A 22,359-nucleotide genomic window follows, 5' to 3' on the forward strand; every position below is an offset into this window, starting at 1 on the left:
TGCGCGGTTTCAGGCCCGGTTTATCAAGCCATAGCGTGGCAACCAGTGCCGAAAAGGCGGGAAGCTGGTAAGAACGTGCTAAACTGTTAAGTAGCGCAACTTTCTTTACGGTCAATCTGCCGAGTGATAGATTGATCACGTTTCCAGCAATTATCTGCCCACTTTTTTACTTTTATAAGCGGCAGAGCGTGGAAACAGGGTGCTTAAACACTGGGACAATCAGGCGAAACGTCTTGTACCTCTACATTGAGACACTGAAACAGAGACTGGATGCAATTAACCAGCTGCGCGTTGATCGTGCGCTGGCTGCCATGGGACCCGCTTTCCAGCGCGTCTACAGTCTGCTGCCAACCTTATTACATTATCAACATCCGCAGATGCCGGGTTACCTTGAAGGTAGCGTTCCACATGGCATCAGCTTCTACACGCCTGATGAAAATCAGCGACAGCTGCTGGCCGATCTCACCGGCGACAGCGACCTGCGCCATGCCGATGCGCCGAAAGGCGAAATGCCGATCACTGCGATCTACTCTATGGGCAGTACCTCCTCGGTCGGGCAGAACAGCGTCTCGGATCTCGATATCTGGGTGTGTCATCAATCCTGGCTTGATAATGAAGAGCGGCTGAATCTGCAGCGTAAATGTACGCTGCTGCAGAAGTGGTGTGTCTCGATGGGCGTGGAAGTGAGTTTCTTCCTGATTGACGAGAACCGCTTCCGTCATAACGAAAGCGGCAGCCTGGGCGGTGAAGACTGCGGCTCCACACAACACATTTTACTGCTGGATGAGTTTTACCGTACCGCGGTTCGTATGGCGGGCAAACGCCTCCTGTGGAATATGGTGCCGGGTGAAGAAGAGCACCATTACGATGACTACGTGATGTCGCTGTACGCCAAAGGCGTGCTGACCCCCAATGAGTGGCTCGATCTGGGCGGCCTCGGCACGCTGTCGGCGGAAGAGTATTTCGGTGCCAGCCTGTGGCAGCTCTATAAAAGTATCGACTCGCCTTATAAAGCCGTACTGAAAACGCTGCTGCTGGAAGCCTACAGCTGGGAATACCCGAACACACAACTGCTGGCAATGGATATCAAACAGCGCCTGCACGACGGCGAAATCATCTGCTTTGGCCTCGATCCTTACTGCATGATGCTTGAGCGCGTGACGCACTACCTGACCAGCGTGGACGATCAGCCGCGCCTTGATCTGGTGCGTCGCTGCTTCTATCTCAAAGTATGTGAAAAGCTCAGCACCGAAGATCATCAGCAACGCACCGGCTGGCGTCGCGAGATTTTATCGCAGCTGGTTAAAGAGTGGGGCTGGAACGAAGAGAAGATCGCCATTCTGGACAACCGTGCCGGGTGGAAAATCGAGCGGGTGCGCGAAGCCCATAACGAATTACTGGATGCGATGATGCAGAGTTATCGCAACCTGATCCGCTTTGCCCGTCGCAACAACTTAAGCGTCAGCGCCAGTCCGCAGGATATCGGTGTATTGACCCGTAAACTGTATGCCGCGTTTGAAGCGCTGCCGGGCAAAGTGACGCTGGTGAATCCACAGATTTCGCCCGATCTCTCTGAACCGAATCTGACCTTTATTCATGTGCCGCCTGGCCGCGCCAACCGTTCCGGCTGGTATCTTTATAACCAGGCACCGGACATGGATTCGATCATCAGCCATCAGCCGCTGGAATATAACCGCTACCTGAACAAGCTGGTGGCCTGGGCGTGGTTCAATGGTCTGCTGACCCGTAAAACCCGGCTGCATATTAAAGGCAATGAGATTTGCGACCTGGCGCGCCTGCAGGAGCTGGTTAACGATGTTTCCAGCCACTTCCCGCTGCGTCTGCCTTCGCCGACGCCAAAAGCGCTCTACAGCCCGTGCGAAATCCGGCACCTCGCGATTATTGTTAACCTTGAGCACGATCCGACGGCGGCCTTCCGCAATCAGGTGGTGCACTTCGACTTCCGCAAGCTGGATGTCTTTAGCTTTGGTCAACAGCAGCAGTGCCTGATTGGCAGCATCGATCTGCTCTATCGCAACTCCTGGAATGAAGTGCGTACGCTGCACTTTAGCGGTGAACAGGCGATGATCGAAGGGCTGAAAACCATTCTCGGCAAGATGCATCAGGATGCCGCACCCCCGGATACGGTGGAAGTGTTCTGCTACAGCCAGCATCTGCGCGGTCTGATTCGCACGCGCGTGCAACAGCTGGTCTCTGAATGCATTGAGCTGCGCCTCTCCAGCACACGTCAGGAGCCGGGCCGCTTCAAAGCGCTGCGCATGGCAGGCGAGACCTGGGGACTGTTCTTTGAACGCATGAGTGTCTCGGTGCAGAAGCTTGAAAACGCCGTGGAATTTTATGGCGCGATCTCCAACAACAAGCTGCATGGGTTGTCGATCAAAGTCGAAACGAATCAGACGCCGCTGCCACCGGTAGTGAACGGCTATGCCAGCGAAGGCATCATTCAGTTCTTCTTTGAAAACACCACGGATGAGCGCGGCTTCAACATCTATATCCTTGATGAGACCAATCGGGTTGAGGTCTATCATCACTGTGAAGGCAGCAAAGAGGAGCTGGTGCGCGACGTCAGCCGCTTCTACTCCTCATCGCACGATCGCTTCACCTATGGGTCGAGCTTTATCAACTTCAACCTGCCGCAGTTCTACCAGATTGTGAACACCGGTGATCGATTCCAGGTGATTCCATTCCGGAGTCAGACGCTGACGCAGCTCTGTACGACGCAGCCTGACAACGACAACAGCGACTATCAACCGCGCTATCAGGTGCATTGATGCTGACGGGCTGCCTGCGCTCTGCAGGTGGCCGCTATCTTCCTGGCCTGTCACCCGGTTCACGCTATTTGCGGGGATTTCCTGTTGCTTTTCCACCTTCAACTGCGATGATAAGCATCCAGGTAAAGGACATAAAGAGCATAAAGAATGAAGAAAGTAATAAGCCTGTTGGCCATGACACTGGCAGTAATCAGCCTTGCAGGTTGTGGTCTGAAAGGACCGCTCTACTTCCCGCCGAAGGACCAGCCGAAGAAACAACAAGCCCCAACCGACCGCCAGAAAGCGGATGCCTCTAAAGCCGATGTCGGCGGGCTGGTGACCGGCAATTCAGGCGTAAAAGCGAACTAATCTGATGGCTTATCCGGCGGAGCAAAAAATGCAGTTCTCCAAAATGCACGGTCTCGGCAACGATTTTATGGTTGTGGATGCAGTGACACAAAACGTCTTCTTCTCGCCGGAATTGATCCGCCGGCTGGCCGATCGTCATCTGGGGATCGGTTTTGATCAGCTGCTGATTGTTGAACCGCCTTACGATCCCGATCTCGATTTTCATTATCGAATTTTCAACGCTGACGGCAGTGAAGTGGCGCAGTGCGGCAACGGTGCACGCTGTTTTGCCCGCTTTGTTCAGCTGAAAGGGCTGACCAACAAAAGCGACATCCGGGTCAGTACCCAGAATGGCCGCATGGTGTTAACCGTGACGCCTGACGATCACGTGCGCGTGAACATGGGTGAGCCCAACTTTGAGCCTCAGCAGGTGCCGTTCCGCGCCAATAAAGCCGAGAATCTCTATCTGCTGCGCGTGGCCGAACAGACGGTGATGCTGGGTGCAGTGTCGATGGGGAATCCCCACTGCGTCATTCAGGTGGAAAGCGTTAAAACCGCGCAGTTTGAACTGCTGGGCCCGATTCTCGAGAGCCACGAGCGTTTCCCGGATCGCGTCAATGTCGGTTTTATGGAGATCATTAATCCCGAACATATCCGGCTGCGCGTCTACGAACGTGGAGCGGGTGAAACGCAGGCGTGCGGCAGCGGCGCCTGTGCTGCCGTTGCATGCGGCATTCAGCAGGGCATTCTGGCACCGAAAGTGCGTGTCGATCTGCCTGGCGGGACGCTGCATATCTCCTGGAAAGGTGCCGGTCAGCCGCTCTACATGACCGGGCCTGCGACACACGTCTACGATGGGTTTATTCATCTATGAAAAATATCGAAGAGCAGGCTGACAGTTCGGTTCTGCTGGACGATCAGGCCGTCAGTGATTATCTGCGGCAGAATCCCGATTTCTTTATCCGTAATGCCCGCGAAGTTGAACAGATGGCGGTGCCGCATCCGGTGCGCGGCAGCGTGTCACTGGTCGAGTGGCATATGGCGCGGCAACGCAACCACATCCAGCGGCTGGAAGAAGAGATCACCCTGCTGATGGAGCAGGCCAGCGCTAACCATGAGCTGTTTGATCGTCTGCTGTCGCTGGAAAGTCATCTGGCCGCGGCAGATTCGCTGCAGGATATGCTCAACCGTCTGCATCGCTGGGCGCGAGAGTTAGGCCTGGCGGGCGCCAATGTGCGGCTGTTCAGTGATAAATGGCTGCTGGGCGCGCCCTCCGATTTCTTCCAACTGAGCCTGTCGCGTCAGGCGTTTGAACCGCTGCGTATTCAGCGCTTCGGCAACCAGCATCATTATCTCGGTAATATCAATGGGCCGGAACTGCTGCTGCTGCTGCCGCAGGCCAAAGCAATTGGCTCGGTTGCGATGTCGCTGATGGGCGAAGAGGGCGATCTCGGCGTGCTGGTATTCAGCAGCCGTGACAGCCAGCACTATCAGTCGGGCATGGGAACGCTGCTGTTACAGCATCTTTCACAGATGATGCCTGGCCTGCTTTCCCGTTGGGTAGAGCGCGCATGAGCAGCGCGCTGCAGGAGGCGGTCGACGGATTTCTGCGCTACCTGAAAGTGGAGCGCCAGCTGAGTCCGTTAACCCAGAGCAGCTATGCGCGCCAGCTGACCGCGCTGGTTGCAATTGCTGATGAGATGAAGCTCGGCAGCTGGGCGCAACTGGAACCTGCGCAGGTGCGCAGCATGGCGGCGCGCAGTCGTCGCGCCGGACTCTCTGCCAGCAGCCTCGCGTTGCGTCTCTCCGCCCTGCGCAGTTTTCTCGACTGGCAGGTGAGCCAGGGGTTGCTCTCCGCTAATCCGGCCAAAGGGGTGATGACGCCACGTAAAGCGCGCCATCTGCCTAAGAATATTGATGTGGATGAAGTGAACCAGCTGCTGGAGATCGACCTTAACGATCCGCTGGCGGTGCGCGACCGCGCAATGCTGGAAGTGATGTATGGCGGCGGGCTGCGTCTCTCCGAGCTGGTGAATATGGATTGCCGCCACGTCGACCTCGATTCCGGCGAAGTGTGGGTCGTGGGTAAGGGCAGTAAAGAGCGCCGGGTGCCGATTGGCCGCACGGCGGTCACCTGGATCCAGCACTGGCTGCCGCTGCGTGAAACCTTTGGCGGCCAGGATGATGCACTGTTTCTGTCGACGCGAGGCAACCGCATCTCGCCCCGCAACGTGCAGAAACGCTTTGCCGAATGGGGCATCAGACAGGGTGTGGCGAGCCATATCCATCCGCATAAGCTGCGACACTCTTTTGCCACGCATCTGCTGGAGTCCAGCGGCGACCTGCGTGCCGTGCAGGAGTTACTGGGTCATGCGAACCTCTCGACTACCCAGATCTACACCCATCTCGACTTCCAGCATCTGGCTTCGGTGTATGACGCTGCGCATCCCCGCGCCAAACGAGGAAAGAACGAATGAAGTTTTATCGTCCGCTGTCGGCCATAAAAGCCATGACCTTCGATCTTGATGACACCCTCTACGATAACTATCCAGTAATCCGTCGCACCACGCTGGAGTCTCACGCTGCTTTGCAGGCTTTTCATCCGGCGCTGCGTGACTTCACGCCGCAGGATTATCAGCAGTTGCGCGATCAACTGCTGCAGCGCGAGCCTGAGATCTATCATGACGTTTCAGAGTGGCGACGCCGTTCGGTAGAGCTGGCGATGCTGAATATCGGCCTCTCTGCTGCGGAAGCGACCGCGGGCGCGGCAGAGGTCATGGCGGTGTTCCATCAGTGGCGGAGTCAGGTCGAGATGCCGGACGAGACGCATCAAACGCTGAAGGCGCTGGCGGAAAAAATCCCGCTGGTGGCGGTAACCAATGGCAACGCCAGCCCGGAAAAAATGGGCATCGCTGAATATTTCCGCTTCACGTTGCGGGCCGGACCTGACGGGCGCGCTAAGCCGTGGCAGGATATGTATCAGCTTGCCGCGCAACGCCTTGATATTGCGCCACAACACATTCTGCATGTGGGCGACGACCTGACTACCGATGTCGCCGGCTCACTGCGCTGCGGCATGCAGGCCTGCTGGGTTAACCTGCGGCAGGGCAACCTGATGCATATCCCGGATGCGCGCCTGTTGCCGCATGTCGAAATTTCGCGGTTGGCATCACTCACCTCACTGCTATAATGGCTGTAAATTTATCCAGTCGTCTCCCTTTTTTCTGCCAGGCCGCTGTGCTTTATCCGGCGTCCGTGGCGCAGCCTGACTGGCCGCGACAATGCCTTACGGCAGGCGCAGTAAACAGCGCGGCGACGGCGTTTTTCTCTGGTAAACGGTGCTTATGGACGTTTCTGAACTGCTCGACGGTTTGAATGACAATCAGCGCGCGGCCGTTGCGGCTCCGCGCAGTAACCTGCTGGTGCTGGCAGGCGCGGGCAGTGGTAAAACGCGGGTGCTGGTGCATCGCATTGCCTGGCTGATGTCAGTCGAGAACTGCTCACCTTATTCGATCATGGCGGTGACCTTTACCAACAAAGCGGCAGCAGAGATGCGTCACCGTATCGAACATCTGATCGGCACCAGTCAGGGCGGGATGTGGATCGGGACTTTCCACGGTCTGGCGCATCGCTTACTGCGTGCCCACCATCTTGACGCCGGTCTGCCGCAGGATTTTCAGATCCTCGACAGTGAAGACCAGCTGCGTCTGCTCAAGCGCCTGATCAAATCGATGAACCTTGATGACAAGCAGTGGCCTGCGCGCCAGGGCATGTGGTACATCAACGGCAAAAAAGATGAAGGCCTGCGGCCAAAGCACATTGAAAGTTATGGCAATCCGATTGAGCAGACCTGGCTGCGCATTTATCAGGCTTATCAGGAAGCCTGTGACCGCGCTGGTTTGGTCGACTTCGCCGAGCTGCTGCTGCGCGCCCATGAGCTCTGGCTCAACAAGCCGCATATCCTGAATCACTACCGCGAACGCTTTACCAACGTGCTGGTGGATGAGTTTCAGGATACCAACAACATTCAGTATGCCTGGATTCGGATGCTGGCGGGTGACAGCGGCCGTGTGATCATCGTGGGGGATGATGATCAGTCGATCTACGGCTGGCGCGGTGCGCAGGTTGAGAATATTCAGCGCTTTCTGCAGGATTTTCCTGGCGCGGAAACGATCCGTCTGGAGCAGAACTATCGCTCAACCAATAATATCCTGAAAGCGGCCAACGCCCTGATCGCCAACAACAATGGCCGTCTGGGTAAAGAGCTCTGGACCGAAGGCAGCGATGGCGAACCGATCTCTATCTACTGCGCTTTTAATGAGCTGGATGAAGCACGCTTCGTGGTCAACCGCATCAAGGTCTGGATGGAGAACGGCGGTGCGCTCAACGACTGCGCCATTCTCTATCGCAGCAACGCCCAGTCGCGTGTGCTGGAAGAGGCGCTGCTGCAGAGCAGCATGCCGTACCGTATTTATGGCGGCATGCGCTTCTTTGAACGCCAGGAGATCAAAGATGCGCTCTCCTATCTGCGTCTGATGGCGAACCGCAATGACGACGCCGCCTTTGAGCGCGTGGTGAATACCCCGACGCGCGGCGTGGGCGATCGCACGCTCGACGTGGTGCGTCAGACGGCGCGTGAACGTCAGATGACGCTGTGGCAGGCTACGCGCGAACTGCTACAAAGTCGCGCACTGGCTGGCCGCGCCGCGTCTGCACTGCAACGCTTCTGTGAGCTGGTCGATTCACTGGCTACCGAAACTGCCGAATTACCGCTGCATGTTCAGACCGACCGGGTTATCAAAGACTCTGGCCTGTGGCTGATGTATGAGCAGGAAAAAGGCGAAAAGGGTCAGGCGCGTATCGAAAACCTTGAGGAGCTGGTGACGGCAACCCGTCAGTTCAGCTATCAGGATGAAGATGAAGATCTGATGCCGCTGCAGGCCTTCTTATCCCACGCGGCGCTGGAAGCGGGCGAAGGTCAGGCAGATAAATGGCAGGATGCGGTTCAGCTGATGACGTTGCACTCAGCAAAAGGGCTGGAGTTCAGCCAGGTCTTTATCGTCGGCATGGAAGAGGGCATGTTCCCAAGCCAGATGTCGCTGGATGAAGGCGGGCGGCTGGAAGAGGAGCGTCGTCTGGCGTATGTCGGTGTGACCCGCGCGATGCTCAAGCTGACGCTGACCTACGCTGAAACCCGCCGACTCTATGGTAAGGAAGTGTATCACCGGCCTTCCCGTTTTATCGGCGAACTGCCCGAGACCTGCATCGAAGAAGTGCGTCTGCGCGCCAGCGTCAGCCGTCCGGTCAACCATCAGCGTATGGGTGCCCCGGTGACCAAAAATGACAGTGGATTCGCGCTGGGCCAGCGTGTTCATCACGCAAAATTTGGCGAAGGCACCATCATTAATCTGGAAGGCAGCGGTGAGCACAGTCGCCTGCAGGTGGCGTTTCAGGGTCAGGGAATCAAGTGGCTGGTGGCGGCTTACGCGAAGCTGGAAACGCTTTAGCACGCGGTTGACGGCTTTTTCGTCTCAGCGTAACATGCGCCCACTATTATCATGAGAGGACAATGCCTTGGACACGCCCAGTCGATGCTGGCTCAATGACCTGAATATCAGGCATAACATCTAAGGCTACCTCTTTACGCGGGTAGCCTTAGCGGTTATCAGCGACCTCCCTTTTTGATTCCGTCGCGCGAGTCAGCACTGATTTATCTTTGAAACTCTGTTTCCGTGTTCAGGCTGCCTGTTCCCTTTAAAGGAACGGCGGACCGCTTTGTCCCATTTAGTCTGCAATGGGGAGTATTGCTATGCTGAGCGCATTTAAACTGGATCACAGCCGCCTGACGCGACTGGAGCTGGAAGACGAAACCGACAAACTGACCAACTCTGTCTGGGTCGATCTGATCGAGCCGGAAGAGGGCGAGCGTGACCGGGTGCAAACGGAGCTGGGCCAGAGCCTGGCAACACGGCCAGAGCTGGAAGATATCGAGGCCTCGGCACGCTTCTTCGAAGATGAAGATGGTCTGCATATCCACTCCTTCTTCTTCTATGAAGATGCTGACGATCATGCCGGTAACTCCACCGTGGCGTTCACCATTCGTGAGGGCCGACTCTACACGCTGCGCGAACGTGAACTGCCCGCTTTCCGTCTCTATCGTATGCGCGCCCGTAACCAGACCCTGATCGATGGCAATGCCTTTGAGCTGCTGCTCGACCTGTTTGAAACCAAAATCGAACAGCTGGCGGATGAAATCGAGAACATCTATAGCGCACTGGAGAAACTGAGCCGGGTGATCATGGAAGGTCAGCAGGGCGAAGAGTACGATCAGGCGCTGTCGCGGCTCGCCGAACTGGAAGATATCGGCTGGAAGGTGCGTCTCTGTCTGATGGATACCCAGCGCGCCCTGAATTTCCTGGTGCGTAAAGCGCGTCTTCCGGGTAATCAGCTGGAGCAGGCGCGGGAAATTCTGCGCGATATCGAATCGCTGCTGCCGCATAACGAATCGCTGTTCCAGAAGGTCAACTTCCTGATGCAGGCGGCCATGGGCTTTATCAACATTGAGCAGAACCGCATCATCAAGATCTTCTCAGTGGTTTCCGTGGTGTTTCTGCCGCCGACGCTGGTGGCCTCCAGCTATGGGATGAACTTTGAGTTTATGCCGGAACTGAAGTGGAGCTTTGGTTATCCGGCCGCGATCGGCCTGATGATTCTGGCCGGACTGGCGCCTTATCTCTATTTCAAACGTAAAAACTGGCTTTAAAAAAGCCACGGGCCATCTCAGATGGCCCGTTCTGCTGGCTCCTGTCCCCATTTCTGCGTAATCTTACCCTCCTGTTTTTACAAATTATTAACTTTTTATGGACGCTTTTTCGTTGCGCGCGCAGTGGACGCTACTGCTGCTGATCTCGGTACTACTGGGCGCGGTGCTGCATTATTTTCATGTACCCGCCGCGCTGCTACTGGGACCGATGATTGTAGGTGTGGTGATGGGCCTGTCAGGAGCCACACTGCGAATTGATAAACGATTCTTCCTGCTTGCTCAGGCGGTGCTGGGTTGCATGATTGCGCAGAGCCTGTCGCCTTCGATTCTGACACCGCTGGTTCAGGAGTGGCCAATCGTGCTGGCGGTGCTGCTGCTGACGCTGGCCGCCAGCGGCCTGTCGGGTTTTCTGCTGGTTCGCTTCAGTCATCTGCCTGGCCCGACCGGCGCATGGGGCTCGTCACCGGGCGGTGCTTCGGCAATGGTAGCAATGGCGGGGGACTTTGGCGCTGACGTGAGACTGGTGGCGTTTATGCAGTATCTGCGGGTACTGTTTGTCGCCTCGGCGGCCGCGCTGGTCGCGCGCATCGGGCTGGGCGATGAAGCGCACAGCGTTTCGCTGCTCTGGTTTCCCGTGCTGAATTATGGCTTTGCGATTACGCTGATGGTGATGCTGGCCGGCGCGTGGCTGGGGACACGACTGCGCATTCCTTCTGGCGCGCTGCTGCTGCCCGCGCTGGCGGGGGCGGTACTGAACAGCAGCCATATCGCAGTGTTACAGGTGCCGGAGTGGCTACTGGCCGTGGCCTATGCGCTGATTGGCTGGAGCGTGGGATTGCGTTTCACTCGCCCGATCTTTCTGCTGGCACTGCGCACGCTGCCGCAGATGCTGGCCTCAATCTTCGGGCTGATGCTGTTGTGTGGCGGGCTGGCGTGGATATTGACGCGCATGCTGGATATCGATCTGATGACGGCCTATCTCGCCACCAGTCCAGGCGGGCTGGACACAGTGGCGATTATTGCTGCGGGAACCCAGGTCAACATGGCATTTGTGATGGCGATGCAGACGTTGCGTCTCTTTACCATCCTGTTGACCGGCCCGGCTTTAGCGCGCTTTATTTCACGCTATGCGCGCGCGGGAACGGAATGAAAACGCTACCGCATCGCAGACAAACACCAGCAGCGCCAGCCAGATAAAGCCGAAGGTTACCATCTTGTCTGGCGTGATGGTTTCACCGTAAAACACCACCGCCAGCACAAACATCAGCGTCGGGCCGAGATACTGAAAGAAACCGACCGTAGAGAGGCGCAGCCGGCTGCAGGCCGCCGCAAACAGCATCAGTGGAATGGTGGTCACAATGCCCGCTGCGATCAGCTTCAGGTTGAGACTCAGCGGGTTCGCCGATAAATGACTGGTGGCGCTGTCGGCAAAGCCAAACAGATAAATGGCTGCCAGCGGAAACAGCCACAGGGTCTCAATCAGCATGCCGCTCTGTGCATCGACCTGGATCTTTTTGCGCATCAGACCATAAACGGCAAAGCTCAGGGCCAGCCCCAGCGCGATAACTGGCAACGATCCAAACTGCCACAGCTGCACCAGCACGCCGACGGTGGCCAGCAGCACGGCGAGCCATTGCAGGCGGCGAAACCGTTCGCGCAAAAACAGCATGCCGAACACCACGTTGATCAGCGGGTTAATAAAGTAGCCCAGGCTGGCTTCCAGCATATGCTGATTGTTGACTGCCCAGATAAACAGCAGCCAGTTGCCGCCGATAGTCACGGCCGTCAGCGCCAGCAGCAGCACTTTTTTAGGCTGACGCAGCACGCCTCGCACGCCGGGCCAGCTTCGGCTCAGGGTAATCAGCAACACCATAAAAAGTGCCGACCAGATTACCCGGTGCGTCATGATTTCTGTGGCGGGAACCTGTTTGACCAGCTTGAAATAGGCGGGCGCAATGCCCCAGATAAAGTAGGCGCCCAGTGCAAAGCCAATGCCCTGGCGGGTTTGTTGCGTATCCATATGCGATCCATTCAGTGGCATAGTTAGCCGATAAGATAGGTGGCGGTAGCCGTGGCGATGTAATCGCCCTGTTGATTATGCAGTTCCACGCGTGCCACGGCGACTTTGTTACCGGCACGCAGCAGGCTGCTGGTGGCGGTGAAGCGTTCGCCGCGTCCGGGACGCAGATAGTCAACGCGCATATCGATGGTGCCCATACGTGACAAACGCTGGCGCAGATCCGCTTCGCTGATGCTCTCCTGACGGGTTAACGCATTGCTGACGCAGACCATCCCCGCTGCCACATCGAGTACCGACGCAATAACACCACCATGCAGAATCTGCTGGGCCTGGTTGCCCACCAGCATGGTTTTGTTATTGAAGCTGATCTCTGCGTAGTCTGCGTCAAGGCGCATCAGCTCCAGGCCTAACGCCTGATTAAATGGCATGTGATAAACAAAAATTTCGCCGACCAGCTGGCGAGCGTCCTGCGGTGTCAGCACGGGTGATGACATGATGATGTGTCCTGAAAAAATCGGGCCAGAGGGGCGCGGAACATGAATGAGTTGTGTATTCTATGCCGCCTGCGAGGGTGTTTCCAGTTTAAGAAAACAGCACTCATGCTCGCTGCCATTTGCGTGTAGAATGGCCTGCTTTTTACAACACCCTTTCAGTTATTCTGATACGCAGCTGTTCACCGGAGAATTTTATGCGTAAGCATCGCGCCTTGCTGGCGGCAATGTTGATATTTCCTGCGCTGGCGCAGGCGGATGAAGCCCGGATTAAAGAGGTTCATGACGCGCCACAGGTTCAGGGCAGCATTATTGCTAACCTGCTGGAGAAGCATGATAACCCGTTTGTTCTCTATCCTTACGAGAACAACTATCTGCTCTACACCTATACCAGCGACCTCAATAAAGAGGCGATCTCCTCCTATAACTGGGGTGAAAACGCTCGCAAAGATGAAGTGAAATTCCAGCTCAGCCTGGCGTTTCCGCTGTGGCGCGGTATTCTGGGCGACAACTCGGTGCTGGCAGCCTCTTACACCCAGCGTTCCTGGTGGCAGCTGTCAAATAGTGCTGAGTCATCACCTTTCCGTGAGACCAACTATGAGCCGCAGATTTTTCTGGGCTGGGCGACCGACTACTCGCTGGGTGGCTGGACGCTGCGTGATGTCGAACTGGGTCTGAATCACCAATCTAATGGACGAAGTGACCCGACTTCACGCAGCTGGAACCGTGTCTATGCGCGTCTGATGGCGGAGAACGGTAACTTCCTGGCGGAAATCAAACCCTGGTATCGTATCCCTGAAGGGGCGAGCAGCGATGATAATCCCGACATCACCAAATATATGGGTTACTACCGCACCCGGCTGGGCTATAAGTTCGGCGACAGTATCTTCAGCGTAGAGGGCAACTATAACTGGAACAGCGGTTATGGCGGCGCGACAATGGGCTGGAGCTACCCTATCAGTGAACACGTCCGCTTCTATACTCAGGTGTTTAGCGGCTACGGTGAATCACTGATCGATTACAACCATCGCCAGACACGTCTGGGTGTGGGTGTAACGCTTAACGACTTGTTCTAATCCCTAACGTAAGACAGGAATCGCGTGGCAACCTCGGCAGTTCTTAATCAGGAAACGCTGGCGCAGCAGGTATTGCAGGACACCTTCGGCTACCAGCAGTTTCGTCCCGGTCAGCAGACGATCATTAATCAGGCGCTGAGCGGGCGCGACTGTCTGGTGGTGATGCCCACTGGCGGCGGTAAATCGCTCTGTTATCAGATTCCGGCGCTGGTGCGCGAAGGGCTGACACTGGTGGTGTCGCCGCTGATCTCACTGATGAAAGATCAGGTCGATCAGTTGCTGGCGAACGGCGTGGCGGCAGCCTATCTCAACTCCACCATGACGCGCGAGCAGCAGCAGACGGTGATGGCTGACTGTCGTACCGGCCGGGTTAAGCTGCTCTACATCGCCCCTGAACGCCTGATGATGGATAACTTCCTGGACAGTCTGGCGCACTGGCAACCGGCGATGCTGGCGGTGGATGAGGCGCACTGTATTTCACAGTGGGGCCACGATTTCCGTCCGGAATATGGTGCACTCGGGAAGATGCGTCAGCGCTTCCCGGAATTACCGGTCATGGCATTGACGGCGACGGCGGACGAAACCACCCGCAACGACATCGTTAATCTGCTGCACATGCAGGATCCGCTGATTCAGATCAGCAGCTTTGACCGCCCCAATATTCGCTACACGCTGGTGGAAAAATTCAAACCCACCGATCAGCTGCTGCGCTACGTTCAGGATCAGCGCGGCAAATGCGGCATTATCTACTGCAACAGTCGGGCGAAGGTGGAAGACACCGCCGCGCGACTGCAAAGCCGTGGATTCAGCGTCGGGGCGTATCATGCCGGAATCGACAGCGAACAGCGTGCCCGCGTGCAGGAAGCGTTCCAGCGTGACGATCTGCAAATCGTAGTGGCAACTGTGGCTTTTGGCATGGGCATCAACAAGCCCAACGTCCGTTTTGTGGTCCACTTTGATATTCCGCGCAACATCGAATCCTATTATCAGGAAACCGGACGAGCCGGACGTGATGGTCTGCCCGCCGAAGCGATGATGCTTTACGACCCGGCCGATATGGCCTGGCTGCGTAAATGCCTGGAAGAAAAAGTGCCGGGGCCATTGCAGGATATTGAGCGCCACAAGCTCAACGCGATGGGCGCGTTTGCTGAAGCGCAGACCTGCCGCCGCCTGGTGCTGCTGAATTACTTTGGCGAGGGTCGCCAGCAGCCGTGTGACAACTGCGATATCTGCCTTGATCCGCCAAAACGGTATGACGGCCTGGTTGAAGCGCAAAAAGCGCTTTCCGGCATCTATCGCGTGGGCCAGCGGTTCGGCATGGGCTATATCGTTGAGGTGCTACGCGGGTCCAACAACCAGCGTATCCGTGAGCAGGGCCATGACAAGCTGCCGGTCTATGGACTGGGCAAAGATCAGAGCCACGAACACTGGGTCAGCGTGTTACGTCAGTTAATCCATCTGGGGCTGGTAACGCAGAACATCGCTATGCATTCGGCTTTGCAACTGACCGAAGCAGCACGACCGGTCCTGCGCGGTGAAGTGCCACTGATGCTGGCGGTGCCGCGTTTAATTACCGCGAAAACAAAGAGCAGCGGTCCGGCGAAGTTTCACGGTGGTAACTACGATCGCAAACTGTTCGCCAAACTGCGTAAGCTGCGAAAAGCAATCGCCGATGAAGAGAATATTCCGCCTTACGTGGTGTTCAATGACGCCACACTGATAGAGATGGCAGAACAGATGCCGGTCAGCGCGTCCGAGATGCTTAGCGTTAACGGCGTGGGTCACCGCAAACTGGAGCGCTTTGGCAAACCCTTCCTGGTGATGATCAAAGAGCATCTTGATGATGAAGAGTAAAGGACACTAATCATGCTGATGTTATTCGCAACCGTGGCGCTGGTACATCTGGTGGCGCTGATGAGCCCCGGCCCCGACTTCTTTTTTGTCTCACAGACCGCCGCCAGCCGATCGCGCAAAGAGGCGATGATGGGTGTGCTGGGCATTACCCTGGGTATTGTGGTCTGGGCAGGCGTGGCGCTGATGGGCCTGCATCTGATCCTGGAAAAAATGGCGTGGCTGCATCAGATTATTATGGTTGGCGGTGGCCTCTATCTGCTCTGGATGGGCTGGCAACTGATGCGCTCGGCGCGTCAGCGTCATAGGCAGCCGCAGCAGGATGAGCCGGTGGTAGAGCTGCCGAAACGCGGCATGAGCTTTCTCAAGGGCCTGCTGACCAACCTGTCGAATCCTAAAGCGATTATCTACTTCGGCAGCGTCTTCTCGCTATTTGTGGGTGATGATGTCGGCTCAGCAGAGCGCTGGGGTCTGTTCCTGCTGATTGTCGGTGAAACCTTTGCCTGGTTTACCCTGGTGGCGGCTATCTTTGCGCTGCCATGGATCCGCGCGAAGTATCAGCGGCTGGCGAAGTGGGTGGATGGTATGGCTGGCGTGCTGTTCGCCGGTTTTGGTATCCACCTGATTATTTCGCGTTAAGCCCTTATGCCGGAGGGCGCGCTGCGCATCCGGCAGTCATTCCACCTCCTGCCGCTCCCTCTGAACGTCATCTGCGTGACGACTGTCACAATCTGCACCCGATGATGCCTCTCTGTTGCAACTGCAGATAAATAGTCACCATTCGTTAATTAATGAAACCATCACCTCCGGTATGGTCGTACCAACGGACTATTTTTTCATGGAGATGATGATGCGAGTAAAACCCCTGTTGCTGTTTTTCATCACCGCCTGTATCAGCGCCTGCGCCTCGCCTGATGCTGCCCATTACCGTGCCCCTGATCCGGCGAAAGTAGAGAGTGTCCCGGCTATTCTGGCGCAGATACCTCCGGCGTCAGAGCAGCCGCAGGGCGAGAGGATTAGCCAGATTTCCGCCGCGTTTCTCGGTACGCCCTACCAGGCCGATACGCTGATCGGATCGCCCGATACGCCGGAAGCGCTGGTGATCAATTTCAACGGTGTGGATTGCTTTACACTGCTTGATTACGTCCAGGCGCTAAGCCGCAGCCACGACCGCGCCAGCTTTGAGGCCAGCCTGATTCGGACCCGCTACGCTGGCGGTGAGGTCAGTTACCTGCAGCGTCGCCACTTTTTTACCGACTGGTCTGCCGTTAGCCCACGCAATGCCGATGACGTAACCGGCACCCTTAGTCCGAATGCGGTAACGGTAGTGAAGCAACTGAATCGTCAGGCCAGCGGAAAAGAAAGGCTGCCCGGTCTGGGTGTGATTCCTCGCCGCATTACCTATATTCCGGCCCGGGCAATCACATCAAAGGTGTTGAAGCAGATCCAGACTGGCGATTACATTGGGGTTTACACGCCCGCTCAGGGGCTGGATGTCTCGCATGCCGGGATTGCCGTCCGGCATGATGGGAAATGGTGGTTCAGGAACGCTTCATCACTGGCCGCTAATCGCAAAGTTGTCGATGTGCCGTTCAGGGAATATATGCAGTCGAAGTCGGGCATCATTGTATTACGTGCGGTGCCGCTGACTGCGCCTTAATGGTGCCCGGGAAGAAGGGGTTAAACAGGGAGTGTTCGCGCCGACCTCAGTGTGTCGGCGCAAAAAGTGTTAAGCGATTTTTCTGGCGCTGGCCAGCAGTGCGCCCACCGCCATAAACAGTCCACCAAAAATGCGGTTCATTAACTTCATCTGCTTTGGCCCTTTAATCCAGCCAGCAATGTGTGTGGCCAGCGTTGCGTAGCCAATCATTACGATGATATCGACCACCACCGTGGTCACACCCAGCACCAGATACTGCATAAACAGCGGCTGATGTGGCTGGATAAACTGCGGGAACAGGGCAGCCAGAAAGACGATGCTTTTCGGGTTGGTCAGGTTAACCAGCACGGCGCGTTTGAACAGGCGACGACGCGGCATCGCTTTGGCGACCGCATCAAGATCGATGCCACCTGCTGAGCGCCACTGCTGAATACCCAGCCAGACCAGATAGGCCGCACCGGCCCACTTCAGGATTTCAAACGCCAGCAGCGACTGAGAAAACAGCGCACCCAGTCCGATGCCGACCAGCACGATGTGCAGCGCCAGGCCAACCTGCAAACCCGTGATCGAGGCTACTGTGCCGCGATAGCCATGGCTGATACCGGTACTCATGGTATTGATTGCGCCGGAACCGGGCGACAGGCTGAGAATTGTGGTGGTAAGCAGGTAGGTCAGCCACCATTCGATGGTCATGGGTCAGGCTCTCTTTAGTCGCGGATTTGTGACACAATACGCCAGAAATAAGCGCGGCGCTATGGCATGCGCAGGGCATTCAGGACTCTGTATCCGGTCATCAGGAGGGCGAATGAATCAACACAAAGCCAGTTGGCTGCGACGAGAAAAAGCCTTTGCTGCCTTCGCCACCGGGCCGCTGCTCGATTTCTGGCACAGTCGTGAGGAGCTAGAGTTTACCGGCGTGGGTAATCTGACACTGCGCTATGTCCGCTTCACATCGCCGCAACATAAGCGTGTGATCCTGATTGTGCCGGGACGCATCGAGAGTTACATAAAATATCCTGAGCTGGCGTACGATCTTTTTCACTGCGGATTTGATGTGGTGATCCTCGATCATCGCGGTCAGGGGCGTTCCGATCGCCTGCTGGAAGATTCACACCGTGGTCACGTGGCGGAATTTACGCATTACGTGGACGATCTTGAAACGCTCTATCTGAAAGAGATTGTCAGCGGTCACTACCAGCAGCGCTATGCGCTGGCTCACTCAATGGGTGGCGCAATCTTAACGCTGTTTCTGGCGCGTCAGCCGCAGGCATTTCATGCAGTGGCGCTGGTGGCACCCATGTTTGGCATCGCCTTACCGCTGCCCTCTTTTCTGGCCCATCGGATCCTGGACTGGGCGGAGAAACGTCCAGCCTTACGCGATGGCTATGCGCTCGGCACCGGACGCTGGCGCGCGCATCCGTTTGGCATTAACCGGCTGACCCATAGCGCCGAGCGTTACCGGCGTAACCTGCGTTTTTATGCGGACGATCCGGCGATTCGTGTGGGTGGGCCGACCTACCATTGGGTACGTGAAGGCATCCATGCGGGGCGCAACATCATCAGTCAGGTTGATAAGATCACGACGCCGCTGCTGTTGTTACAGGCCAGCGATGATCGGGTGGTCGACAATCGTTCGCAGGACCTGTTTTGTGCCGCGATGGCTGCTGCGGGTTATCCGTGTGAAGGTAATAAACCACGGGTGATCGACGGCGCGCGTCACGAGATCCTGTTTGAAAAAGATGAGATGCGTGCCGAAGCACTCAATGCAGTGGTCGACTTTTTTTCATCGCATCACTGACGTTATTTATCCGACCGGTAAAAACCGGCAGAAACAGATACCCGAGGTTTTCATGTATCACATCGTTGCATCCGATCTGGATGGCACGCTGCTTTCTCCCGAACATCGCCTGACCCCTTTTGCACGTGAAACGCTGCAGCAGCTGGTCGCTAAGGATATTCACTTTGTCTTCGCCACCGGTCGTCATCATATCGATGTCGGACAGATGCGCGACAGCCTGGCGATTCCGGCCTATATGATTACCTCAAACGGTGCGCGCGTGCACAATGCAGAGGGCGAGCTGGTGTTCAGTCATAATCTGGATGAGGATATCGCCAGCGACCTGTTTGGCCTGCAATATCATCACAGCGATATTCTGACCCACGTTTACCGCGACGATGAGTGGTTTGTCAGCCGTTCAAGTCCGGCTGAGCAGGACTATTTCCGCGAGTCCGTGTTCAACTATCAGGTCTACGAGCCAGGTCTGCTGCCAACCAGCAACATCAGCAAGGTCTTTTTCACCTGCGAAAACCCTGAGCATCTGATCCCCATGGAGCAGGCAATTGAAGCGCGCTGGGGCGATCGGGTTAACGTCAGTTTCTCGCTGCCAACCTGTCTGGAAGTCATGGCGGGCGGCGTGTCGAAAGGCCATGCGCTGGAAGCGGTTGCGAAAACGCTGGGCCATTCACTGGAAAGCTGCATTGCCTTCGGCGACGGTATGAATGATGTGGAGATGCTGAGCATGGCAGGTAAGGGCTATATCATGCAGAACGCCCATCAACGGTTGAAAGATACGCTGCCGGAGCTGGATGTGATCGGTTCAAATGCTGATGATGCGGTGCCGCAGACGTTGCGCACGCTCTATCTGGCTTAAGCCGTTAGCGTAAAAAGGGCCGGTATCCGGCCCTTTTTTATTGCCGTCAGGCAGGGGTCTTTTTGTGATTGTGTTCGCTGACCATAGTCAGTAACAGCAGAATAACCGCCAGCACACAGCCCGCAATCATCACCATGAAGCCGCCATCCCAGCCGAAGTAATCGACGGTGTAACCGACAATGGCGCTGGCCGCGACCGAACCGCCGAGGTAGCCGAACAGGCCGGTGAAGCCCGCCGCTGTCCCCGCCGCTTTTTTCGGTGCCAGTTCCAGCGCATGCAGACCAATCAGCATCACCGGACCGTAGATCAGGAAGCCAATCACGATCATGCAGGCCATGTCGACGCCAGGATTGCCCGCGGGGTTGAGCCAGTAGATCACGGTCGCGATGGTCACCAGCGTCATAAAGAACACCCCGGTCGCACCGCGATTACCGCGAAACACTTTGTCCGACATCCAGCCACACAGCAGCGTTCCCGGAATCCCCGCATATTCATAGAGGAAGTAGGCCCACGACGACTTATCCAGCGTGAAGTGTTTGACTTCGCGCAGATAGGTTGGTGACCAGTCGAGGATGCCGTAGCGCAGCAGATAGACAAACACGTTGGCCAGCGCGATGTACCACAGCAGCTTGTTCGGCAGCACATACTTCATGAAGATCTGTTTTGCCGTCAGCTCCTCTTCGTGACTGGCATCGTAGTCGGGCGGATAGTCGTTTTTGTACTCTTCAATCGGTGGCAGACCACAGGATTGCGGCGTGTCGCGCATTAGCGCAAAGGCCAGAATCGCAATGGCAATCGCGCCAAACGCGGGCATGTAAAGTGCCGCTTTCCAGTCGTTGAACCACGCCATACCGAGCAGGAACAGCAGAGGCGGAATACCGCCGCCCACGTTATGCGCACAGTTCCAGACCGAGACAATCCTTCCTCGCTCCTTCTGCGACCACCAGTGAACCATGGTTCGTCCACACGGAGGCCAGCCCATGCCCTGGAACCAGCCGCAGATAAACAGCAGCACAAACATCACCATGATGCTGGAGGTCGCCCAGGGGACGAATCCCATGATCAGCATCACAGCTGCGGCCAGAATCAGGCCTGCCGGTAAGAAGACGCGCGGGTTTGAGCGGTCAGAGACCGATCCCATGATGAATTTTGAAAAGCCGTAGGCAATGGAGATGCCGGACAGGGCAAAACCGAGATCGCCACGTGAAAAACCCTGCTCCACCAGATAGGGCATGGCGAGTGCGAAGTTTTTTCTGACCAGATAGTAGGCGGCGTAACCAAAGAAGATCCCGATGAAAATTTGCCAGCGCAGACGACGGTAGAGCGGATCAACGTGATCCTCCGCCACCTGAGGCTGACGTGGTGCAGGTTTAAAAATGCTCAGCATCAGTGAGGCCCTCCAGGGCACATTATGGTTTTTAATTCCCGGCAGGTTGGAGCAGGAAAGTGCAGAACAAAATGGATGCATAATGTTCCATTTCGCGCAAAGAATAGTGTTAGTTGCGCAACGTTACTGTGATGAATGACACATTTGTTACAGTTTTATTACAATGAGGAGCGGAAGCGATCATCTGATGGATCATTTCGCGCATTTTATGTGGCTGAAAACCTATTCTTTCGACTTTTATGTCAGGAAGTGTAAGCAGGCTGTCCGGGAGGCTTTTTAATTGCCTGGTTTATAATCAGATGTCAACCAGATTTCACAGCCTGACGGCGGCACATTGTTTACACTGACGGCCTGTTAATTTCGGGGTCGTCGCCGTGTTTTTATTGATTATTACCACCATTCTGTGGGCATTTTCGTTCAGCCTGATTGGCGAATATCTCGCTGGCCAGGTGGATAGCTGGTTCTCTGTGCTGATGCGGCTGGCGCTGGCTGCGCTGGTGTTTTTGCCTTTCCTGCGCTGGCGTGGTCATCGCCTTTCAACGCTGCTGCTTTATATGCTGGTGGGGATGCTGCAACTGGGGGTGATGTATCTGCTGAGCTTCGAAGCCTATCTCTACCTTAGCGTGTCAGAATTCCTGCTGTTTACGGTGATGACGCCGCTTTATGTGACGCTGATTTACGATCTGATCAGCCGTCGTCCACTGCGCATCGGCTATATCTTTAGTGCGCTGCTGGCGGTGGCTGGCGCGGCCATTATTCGCTATGACAAAGTCAGCGATCATTTCTGGTTCGGTCTGCTGTTAGTGCAACTGGCAAACATCTGCTTCGCGGCTGGCATGGTGGGCTATAAACGTCTGCAGGAGACCCGTCCGATGCCGCAGCACACGGCCTTCTCATGGTTCTACCTGGGGGCGGTGTTGATTGCGGTGATCGCCTGGTGTGCCTGGGGCAATCCGCAGAAATTGCCGACCACCTCATTGCAGTGGGGCATTCTGGTCTGGCTGGGCGTTGCGGCTTCCGGTCTCGGCTATTTTATGTGGAACTACGGTGCGACGCAGGTTGATGCCGGTACGCTGGGCATTATGAATAACATGCACGTGCCTGCCGGGCTGCTGGTGAATCTGGCTATCTGGCAGGAGAAACCGCACTGGCCAAGCTTTATTGCGGGCGCACTGGTGATCCTCGCCTCGCTGTGGGTGCATAAGCGCTGGGTAGTGGGGCGCGGTGACCTGTCATAAACAGGGCTGTTGCATGGGTGCGGCCTCCCGGGCTGGCGCGTCCGATCGCGAAGGAATCTCACATCCCTGTGGATCGGCCGGGCCATTCTTGGCCCGGACGCTT

Annotated in this window: 20 protein-coding genes; 16 read left to right on the forward strand and 4 right to left on the reverse strand. The window is 56.3% G+C overall.

What is annotated here, in order from left to right:
• The first annotated feature begins 233 nt into the window (after positions 1-233).
• The 9 genes from NIM72_RS12975 (at position 234) to NIM72_RS13015 (ending at position 11,032) form a co-directional block, all read left to right on the forward strand.
• Positions 234-2,792, forward strand: a complete 2,559-nt coding sequence (locus NIM72_RS12975) for a class I adenylate cyclase (RefSeq protein WP_161733899.1) — start codon at positions 234-236, stop codon at positions 2,790-2,792.
• A gap of 147 nt (positions 2,793-2,939) precedes the next feature.
• Complete coding sequence (locus NIM72_RS12980) at positions 2,940-3,140, forward strand: lipoprotein (RefSeq protein ID WP_010257328.1); 201 nt, start codon at positions 2,940-2,942, stop codon at positions 3,138-3,140.
• A 28-nt stretch (positions 3,141-3,168) separates the two neighbouring features.
• Entirely contained in the window at positions 3,169-3,993 is an 825-nt protein-coding gene (gene dapF / locus NIM72_RS12985; RefSeq protein ID WP_253420675.1) for a diaminopimelate epimerase, read from the forward strand.
• On the forward strand, positions 3,990-4,694 hold the full coding sequence (locus NIM72_RS12990; protein ID WP_013359688.1) for a DUF484 domain-containing protein: 705 nt from the start codon (positions 3,990-3,992) through the stop codon (positions 4,692-4,694). Before dapF ends, NIM72_RS12990 begins: the two co-directional genes overlap by 4 nt.
• On the forward strand, positions 4,691-5,596 hold the full coding sequence (gene xerC, locus NIM72_RS12995) for a tyrosine recombinase XerC (protein ID WP_161733901.1): 906 nt from the start codon (positions 4,691-4,693) through the stop codon (positions 5,594-5,596). The genes NIM72_RS12990 and xerC overlap by 4 nt, the downstream gene beginning before the upstream one ends.
• The gene (gene yigB / locus NIM72_RS13000) at positions 5,593-6,309 is read left to right on the forward strand and encodes a 5-amino-6-(5-phospho-D-ribitylamino)uracil phosphatase YigB (RefSeq protein WP_161733903.1); all 717 of its coding nucleotides are present in this window, start codon (positions 5,593-5,595) and stop codon (positions 6,307-6,309) included. Before xerC ends, yigB begins: the two co-directional genes overlap by 4 nt.
• 154 nt (positions 6,310-6,463) lie before the next feature.
• On the forward strand, positions 6,464-8,626 hold the full coding sequence (uvrD, locus tag NIM72_RS13005) for a DNA helicase II (RefSeq protein ID WP_033734817.1): 2,163 nt from the start codon (positions 6,464-6,466) through the stop codon (positions 8,624-8,626).
• A gap of 302 nt (positions 8,627-8,928) precedes the next feature.
• On the forward strand, positions 8,929-9,882 hold the full coding sequence (gene corA, locus NIM72_RS13010) for a magnesium/cobalt transporter CorA (RefSeq protein ID WP_161733905.1): 954 nt from the start codon (positions 8,929-8,931) through the stop codon (positions 9,880-9,882).
• A 97-nt stretch (positions 9,883-9,979) separates the two neighbouring features.
• Positions 9,980-11,032: an AbrB family transcriptional regulator gene (locus NIM72_RS13015; RefSeq protein WP_161733907.1), complete on the forward strand. Its 1,053-nt coding sequence runs from the start codon at positions 9,980-9,982 to the stop codon at positions 11,030-11,032.
• On the opposite strand, the gene rarD is transcribed toward NIM72_RS13015, so the two are convergent.
• Positions 11,003-11,902, reverse strand: coding sequence for an EamA family transporter RarD (rarD, locus tag NIM72_RS13020; RefSeq protein ID WP_222924753.1), 900 nt, complete (start codon positions 11,900-11,902; stop codon positions 11,003-11,005). The genes NIM72_RS13015 and rarD overlap by 30 nt on opposite strands.
• 23 nt (positions 11,903-11,925) lie before the next feature.
• Complete coding sequence (locus NIM72_RS13025) at positions 11,926-12,396, reverse strand: thioesterase family protein (RefSeq protein WP_013359695.1); 471 nt, start codon at positions 12,394-12,396, stop codon at positions 11,926-11,928.
• Positions 12,397-12,590: 194 nt separating this feature from the next.
• On the opposite strand from NIM72_RS13025, the gene pldA reads away from it, so the two are divergent.
• The 4 genes from pldA (at position 12,591) to NIM72_RS13045 (ending at position 16,980) form a co-directional block, all read left to right on the forward strand.
• The gene (pldA, locus tag NIM72_RS13030) at positions 12,591-13,469 is read left to right on the forward strand and encodes a phospholipase A (RefSeq protein WP_061061281.1); all 879 of its coding nucleotides are present in this window, start codon (positions 12,591-12,593) and stop codon (positions 13,467-13,469) included.
• A 24-nt stretch (positions 13,470-13,493) separates the two neighbouring features.
• A complete protein-coding gene (gene recQ, locus NIM72_RS13035; RefSeq protein WP_161733911.1) occupies positions 13,494-15,323 on the forward strand; it encodes an ATP-dependent DNA helicase RecQ in 1,830 nt (609 codons plus the stop codon).
• A 12-nt stretch (positions 15,324-15,335) separates the two neighbouring features.
• A complete protein-coding gene (gene rhtC, locus NIM72_RS13040) occupies positions 15,336-15,959 on the forward strand; it encodes a threonine export protein RhtC (RefSeq protein ID WP_150013235.1) in 624 nt (207 codons plus the stop codon).
• 211 nt (positions 15,960-16,170) lie between these two features.
• On the forward strand, positions 16,171-16,980 hold the full coding sequence (locus NIM72_RS13045; RefSeq protein WP_253422095.1) for a DUF1460 domain-containing protein: 810 nt from the start codon (positions 16,171-16,173) through the stop codon (positions 16,978-16,980).
• Between the two features lie 69 nt (positions 16,981-17,049).
• On the opposite strand, the gene rhtB is transcribed toward NIM72_RS13045, so the two are convergent.
• The gene (gene rhtB, locus NIM72_RS13050) at positions 17,050-17,673 is read right to left on the reverse strand and encodes a homoserine/homoserine lactone efflux protein (protein WP_161733913.1); all 624 of its coding nucleotides are present in this window, start codon (positions 17,671-17,673) and stop codon (positions 17,050-17,052) included.
• Positions 17,674-17,785: 112 nt separating this feature from the next.
• Here rhtB and pldB point away from each other — a divergent pair, with 112 nt between their 5' ends.
• Both pldB and yigL read left to right on the forward strand, forming a co-directional pair.
• On the forward strand, positions 17,786-18,778 hold the full coding sequence (gene pldB, locus NIM72_RS13055) for a lysophospholipase L2 (RefSeq protein ID WP_253420678.1): 993 nt from the start codon (positions 17,786-17,788) through the stop codon (positions 18,776-18,778).
• Positions 18,779-18,830: 52 nt separating this feature from the next.
• A complete protein-coding gene (gene yigL / locus NIM72_RS13060) occupies positions 18,831-19,631 on the forward strand; it encodes a sugar/pyridoxal phosphate phosphatase YigL (RefSeq protein WP_033784698.1) in 801 nt (266 codons plus the stop codon).
• A 46-nt stretch (positions 19,632-19,677) separates the two neighbouring features.
• On the opposite strand, the gene glpT is transcribed toward yigL, so the two are convergent.
• Positions 19,678-21,018, reverse strand: coding sequence for a glycerol-3-phosphate transporter (glpT, locus tag NIM72_RS13065; RefSeq protein ID WP_161733917.1), 1,341 nt, complete (start codon positions 21,016-21,018; stop codon positions 19,678-19,680).
• Between the two features lie 374 nt (positions 21,019-21,392).
• Here glpT and NIM72_RS13070 point away from each other — a divergent pair, with 374 nt between their 5' ends.
• Positions 21,393-22,256, forward strand: coding sequence for a carboxylate/amino acid/amine transporter (locus tag NIM72_RS13070; protein WP_222924749.1), 864 nt, complete (start codon positions 21,393-21,395; stop codon positions 22,254-22,256).
• Positions 22,257-22,359: the final 103 nt, after the last annotated feature.

This window comes from Pantoea sp. B550 (genome assembly GCF_024158165.1).
Lineage (GTDB): Bacteria > Pseudomonadota > Gammaproteobacteria > Enterobacterales > Enterobacteriaceae > Pantoea > Pantoea alfalfae.

Bases quoted from the DNA above. Each gene is read 5' to 3' on its own strand.
- NIM72_RS12980 (WP_010257328.1), top strand. From the start codon at position 2,940: ATGAAGAAAGTAATAAGCCTGTTGGCCATGACACTGGCAGTAATCAGC.
- dapF (WP_253420675.1), top strand. From the start codon at position 3,169: ATGCAGTTCTCCAAAATGCACGGTCTCGGCAACGATTTTATGGTTGTG.
- NIM72_RS12990 (WP_013359688.1), top strand. From the start codon at position 3,990: ATGAAAAATATCGAAGAGCAGGCTGACAGTTCGGTTCTGCTGGACGAT.
- xerC (WP_161733901.1), top strand. From the start codon at position 4,691: ATGAGCAGCGCGCTGCAGGAGGCGGTCGACGGATTTCTGCGCTACCTG.
- yigB (WP_161733903.1), top strand. From the start codon at position 5,593: ATGAAGTTTTATCGTCCGCTGTCGGCCATAAAAGCCATGACCTTCGAT.
- uvrD (WP_033734817.1), top strand. From the start codon at position 6,464: ATGGACGTTTCTGAACTGCTCGACGGTTTGAATGACAATCAGCGCGCG.
- corA (WP_161733905.1), top strand. From the start codon at position 8,929: ATGCTGAGCGCATTTAAACTGGATCACAGCCGCCTGACGCGACTGGAG.
- NIM72_RS13015 (WP_161733907.1), top strand. From the start codon at position 9,980: ATGGACGCTTTTTCGTTGCGCGCGCAGTGGACGCTACTGCTGCTGATC.
- rarD (WP_222924753.1), bottom strand. From the start codon at position 11,902: ATGGATACGCAACAAACCCGCCAGGGCATTGGCTTTGCACTGGGCGCC.
- NIM72_RS13025 (WP_013359695.1), bottom strand. From the start codon at position 12,396: ATGTCATCACCCGTGCTGACACCGCAGGACGCTCGCCAGCTGGTCGGC.
- pldA (WP_061061281.1), top strand. From the start codon at position 12,591: ATGCGTAAGCATCGCGCCTTGCTGGCGGCAATGTTGATATTTCCTGCG.
- rhtC (WP_150013235.1), top strand. From the start codon at position 15,336: ATGCTGATGTTATTCGCAACCGTGGCGCTGGTACATCTGGTGGCGCTG.
- NIM72_RS13045 (WP_253422095.1), top strand. From the start codon at position 16,171: ATGCGAGTAAAACCCCTGTTGCTGTTTTTCATCACCGCCTGTATCAGC.
- rhtB (WP_161733913.1), bottom strand. From the start codon at position 17,673: ATGACCATCGAATGGTGGCTGACCTACCTGCTTACCACCACAATTCTC.
- pldB (WP_253420678.1), top strand. From the start codon at position 17,786: ATGAATCAACACAAAGCCAGTTGGCTGCGACGAGAAAAAGCCTTTGCT.
- yigL (WP_033784698.1), top strand. From the start codon at position 18,831: ATGTATCACATCGTTGCATCCGATCTGGATGGCACGCTGCTTTCTCCC.
- glpT (WP_161733917.1), bottom strand. From the start codon at position 21,018: ATGCTGAGCATTTTTAAACCTGCACCACGTCAGCCTCAGGTGGCGGAG.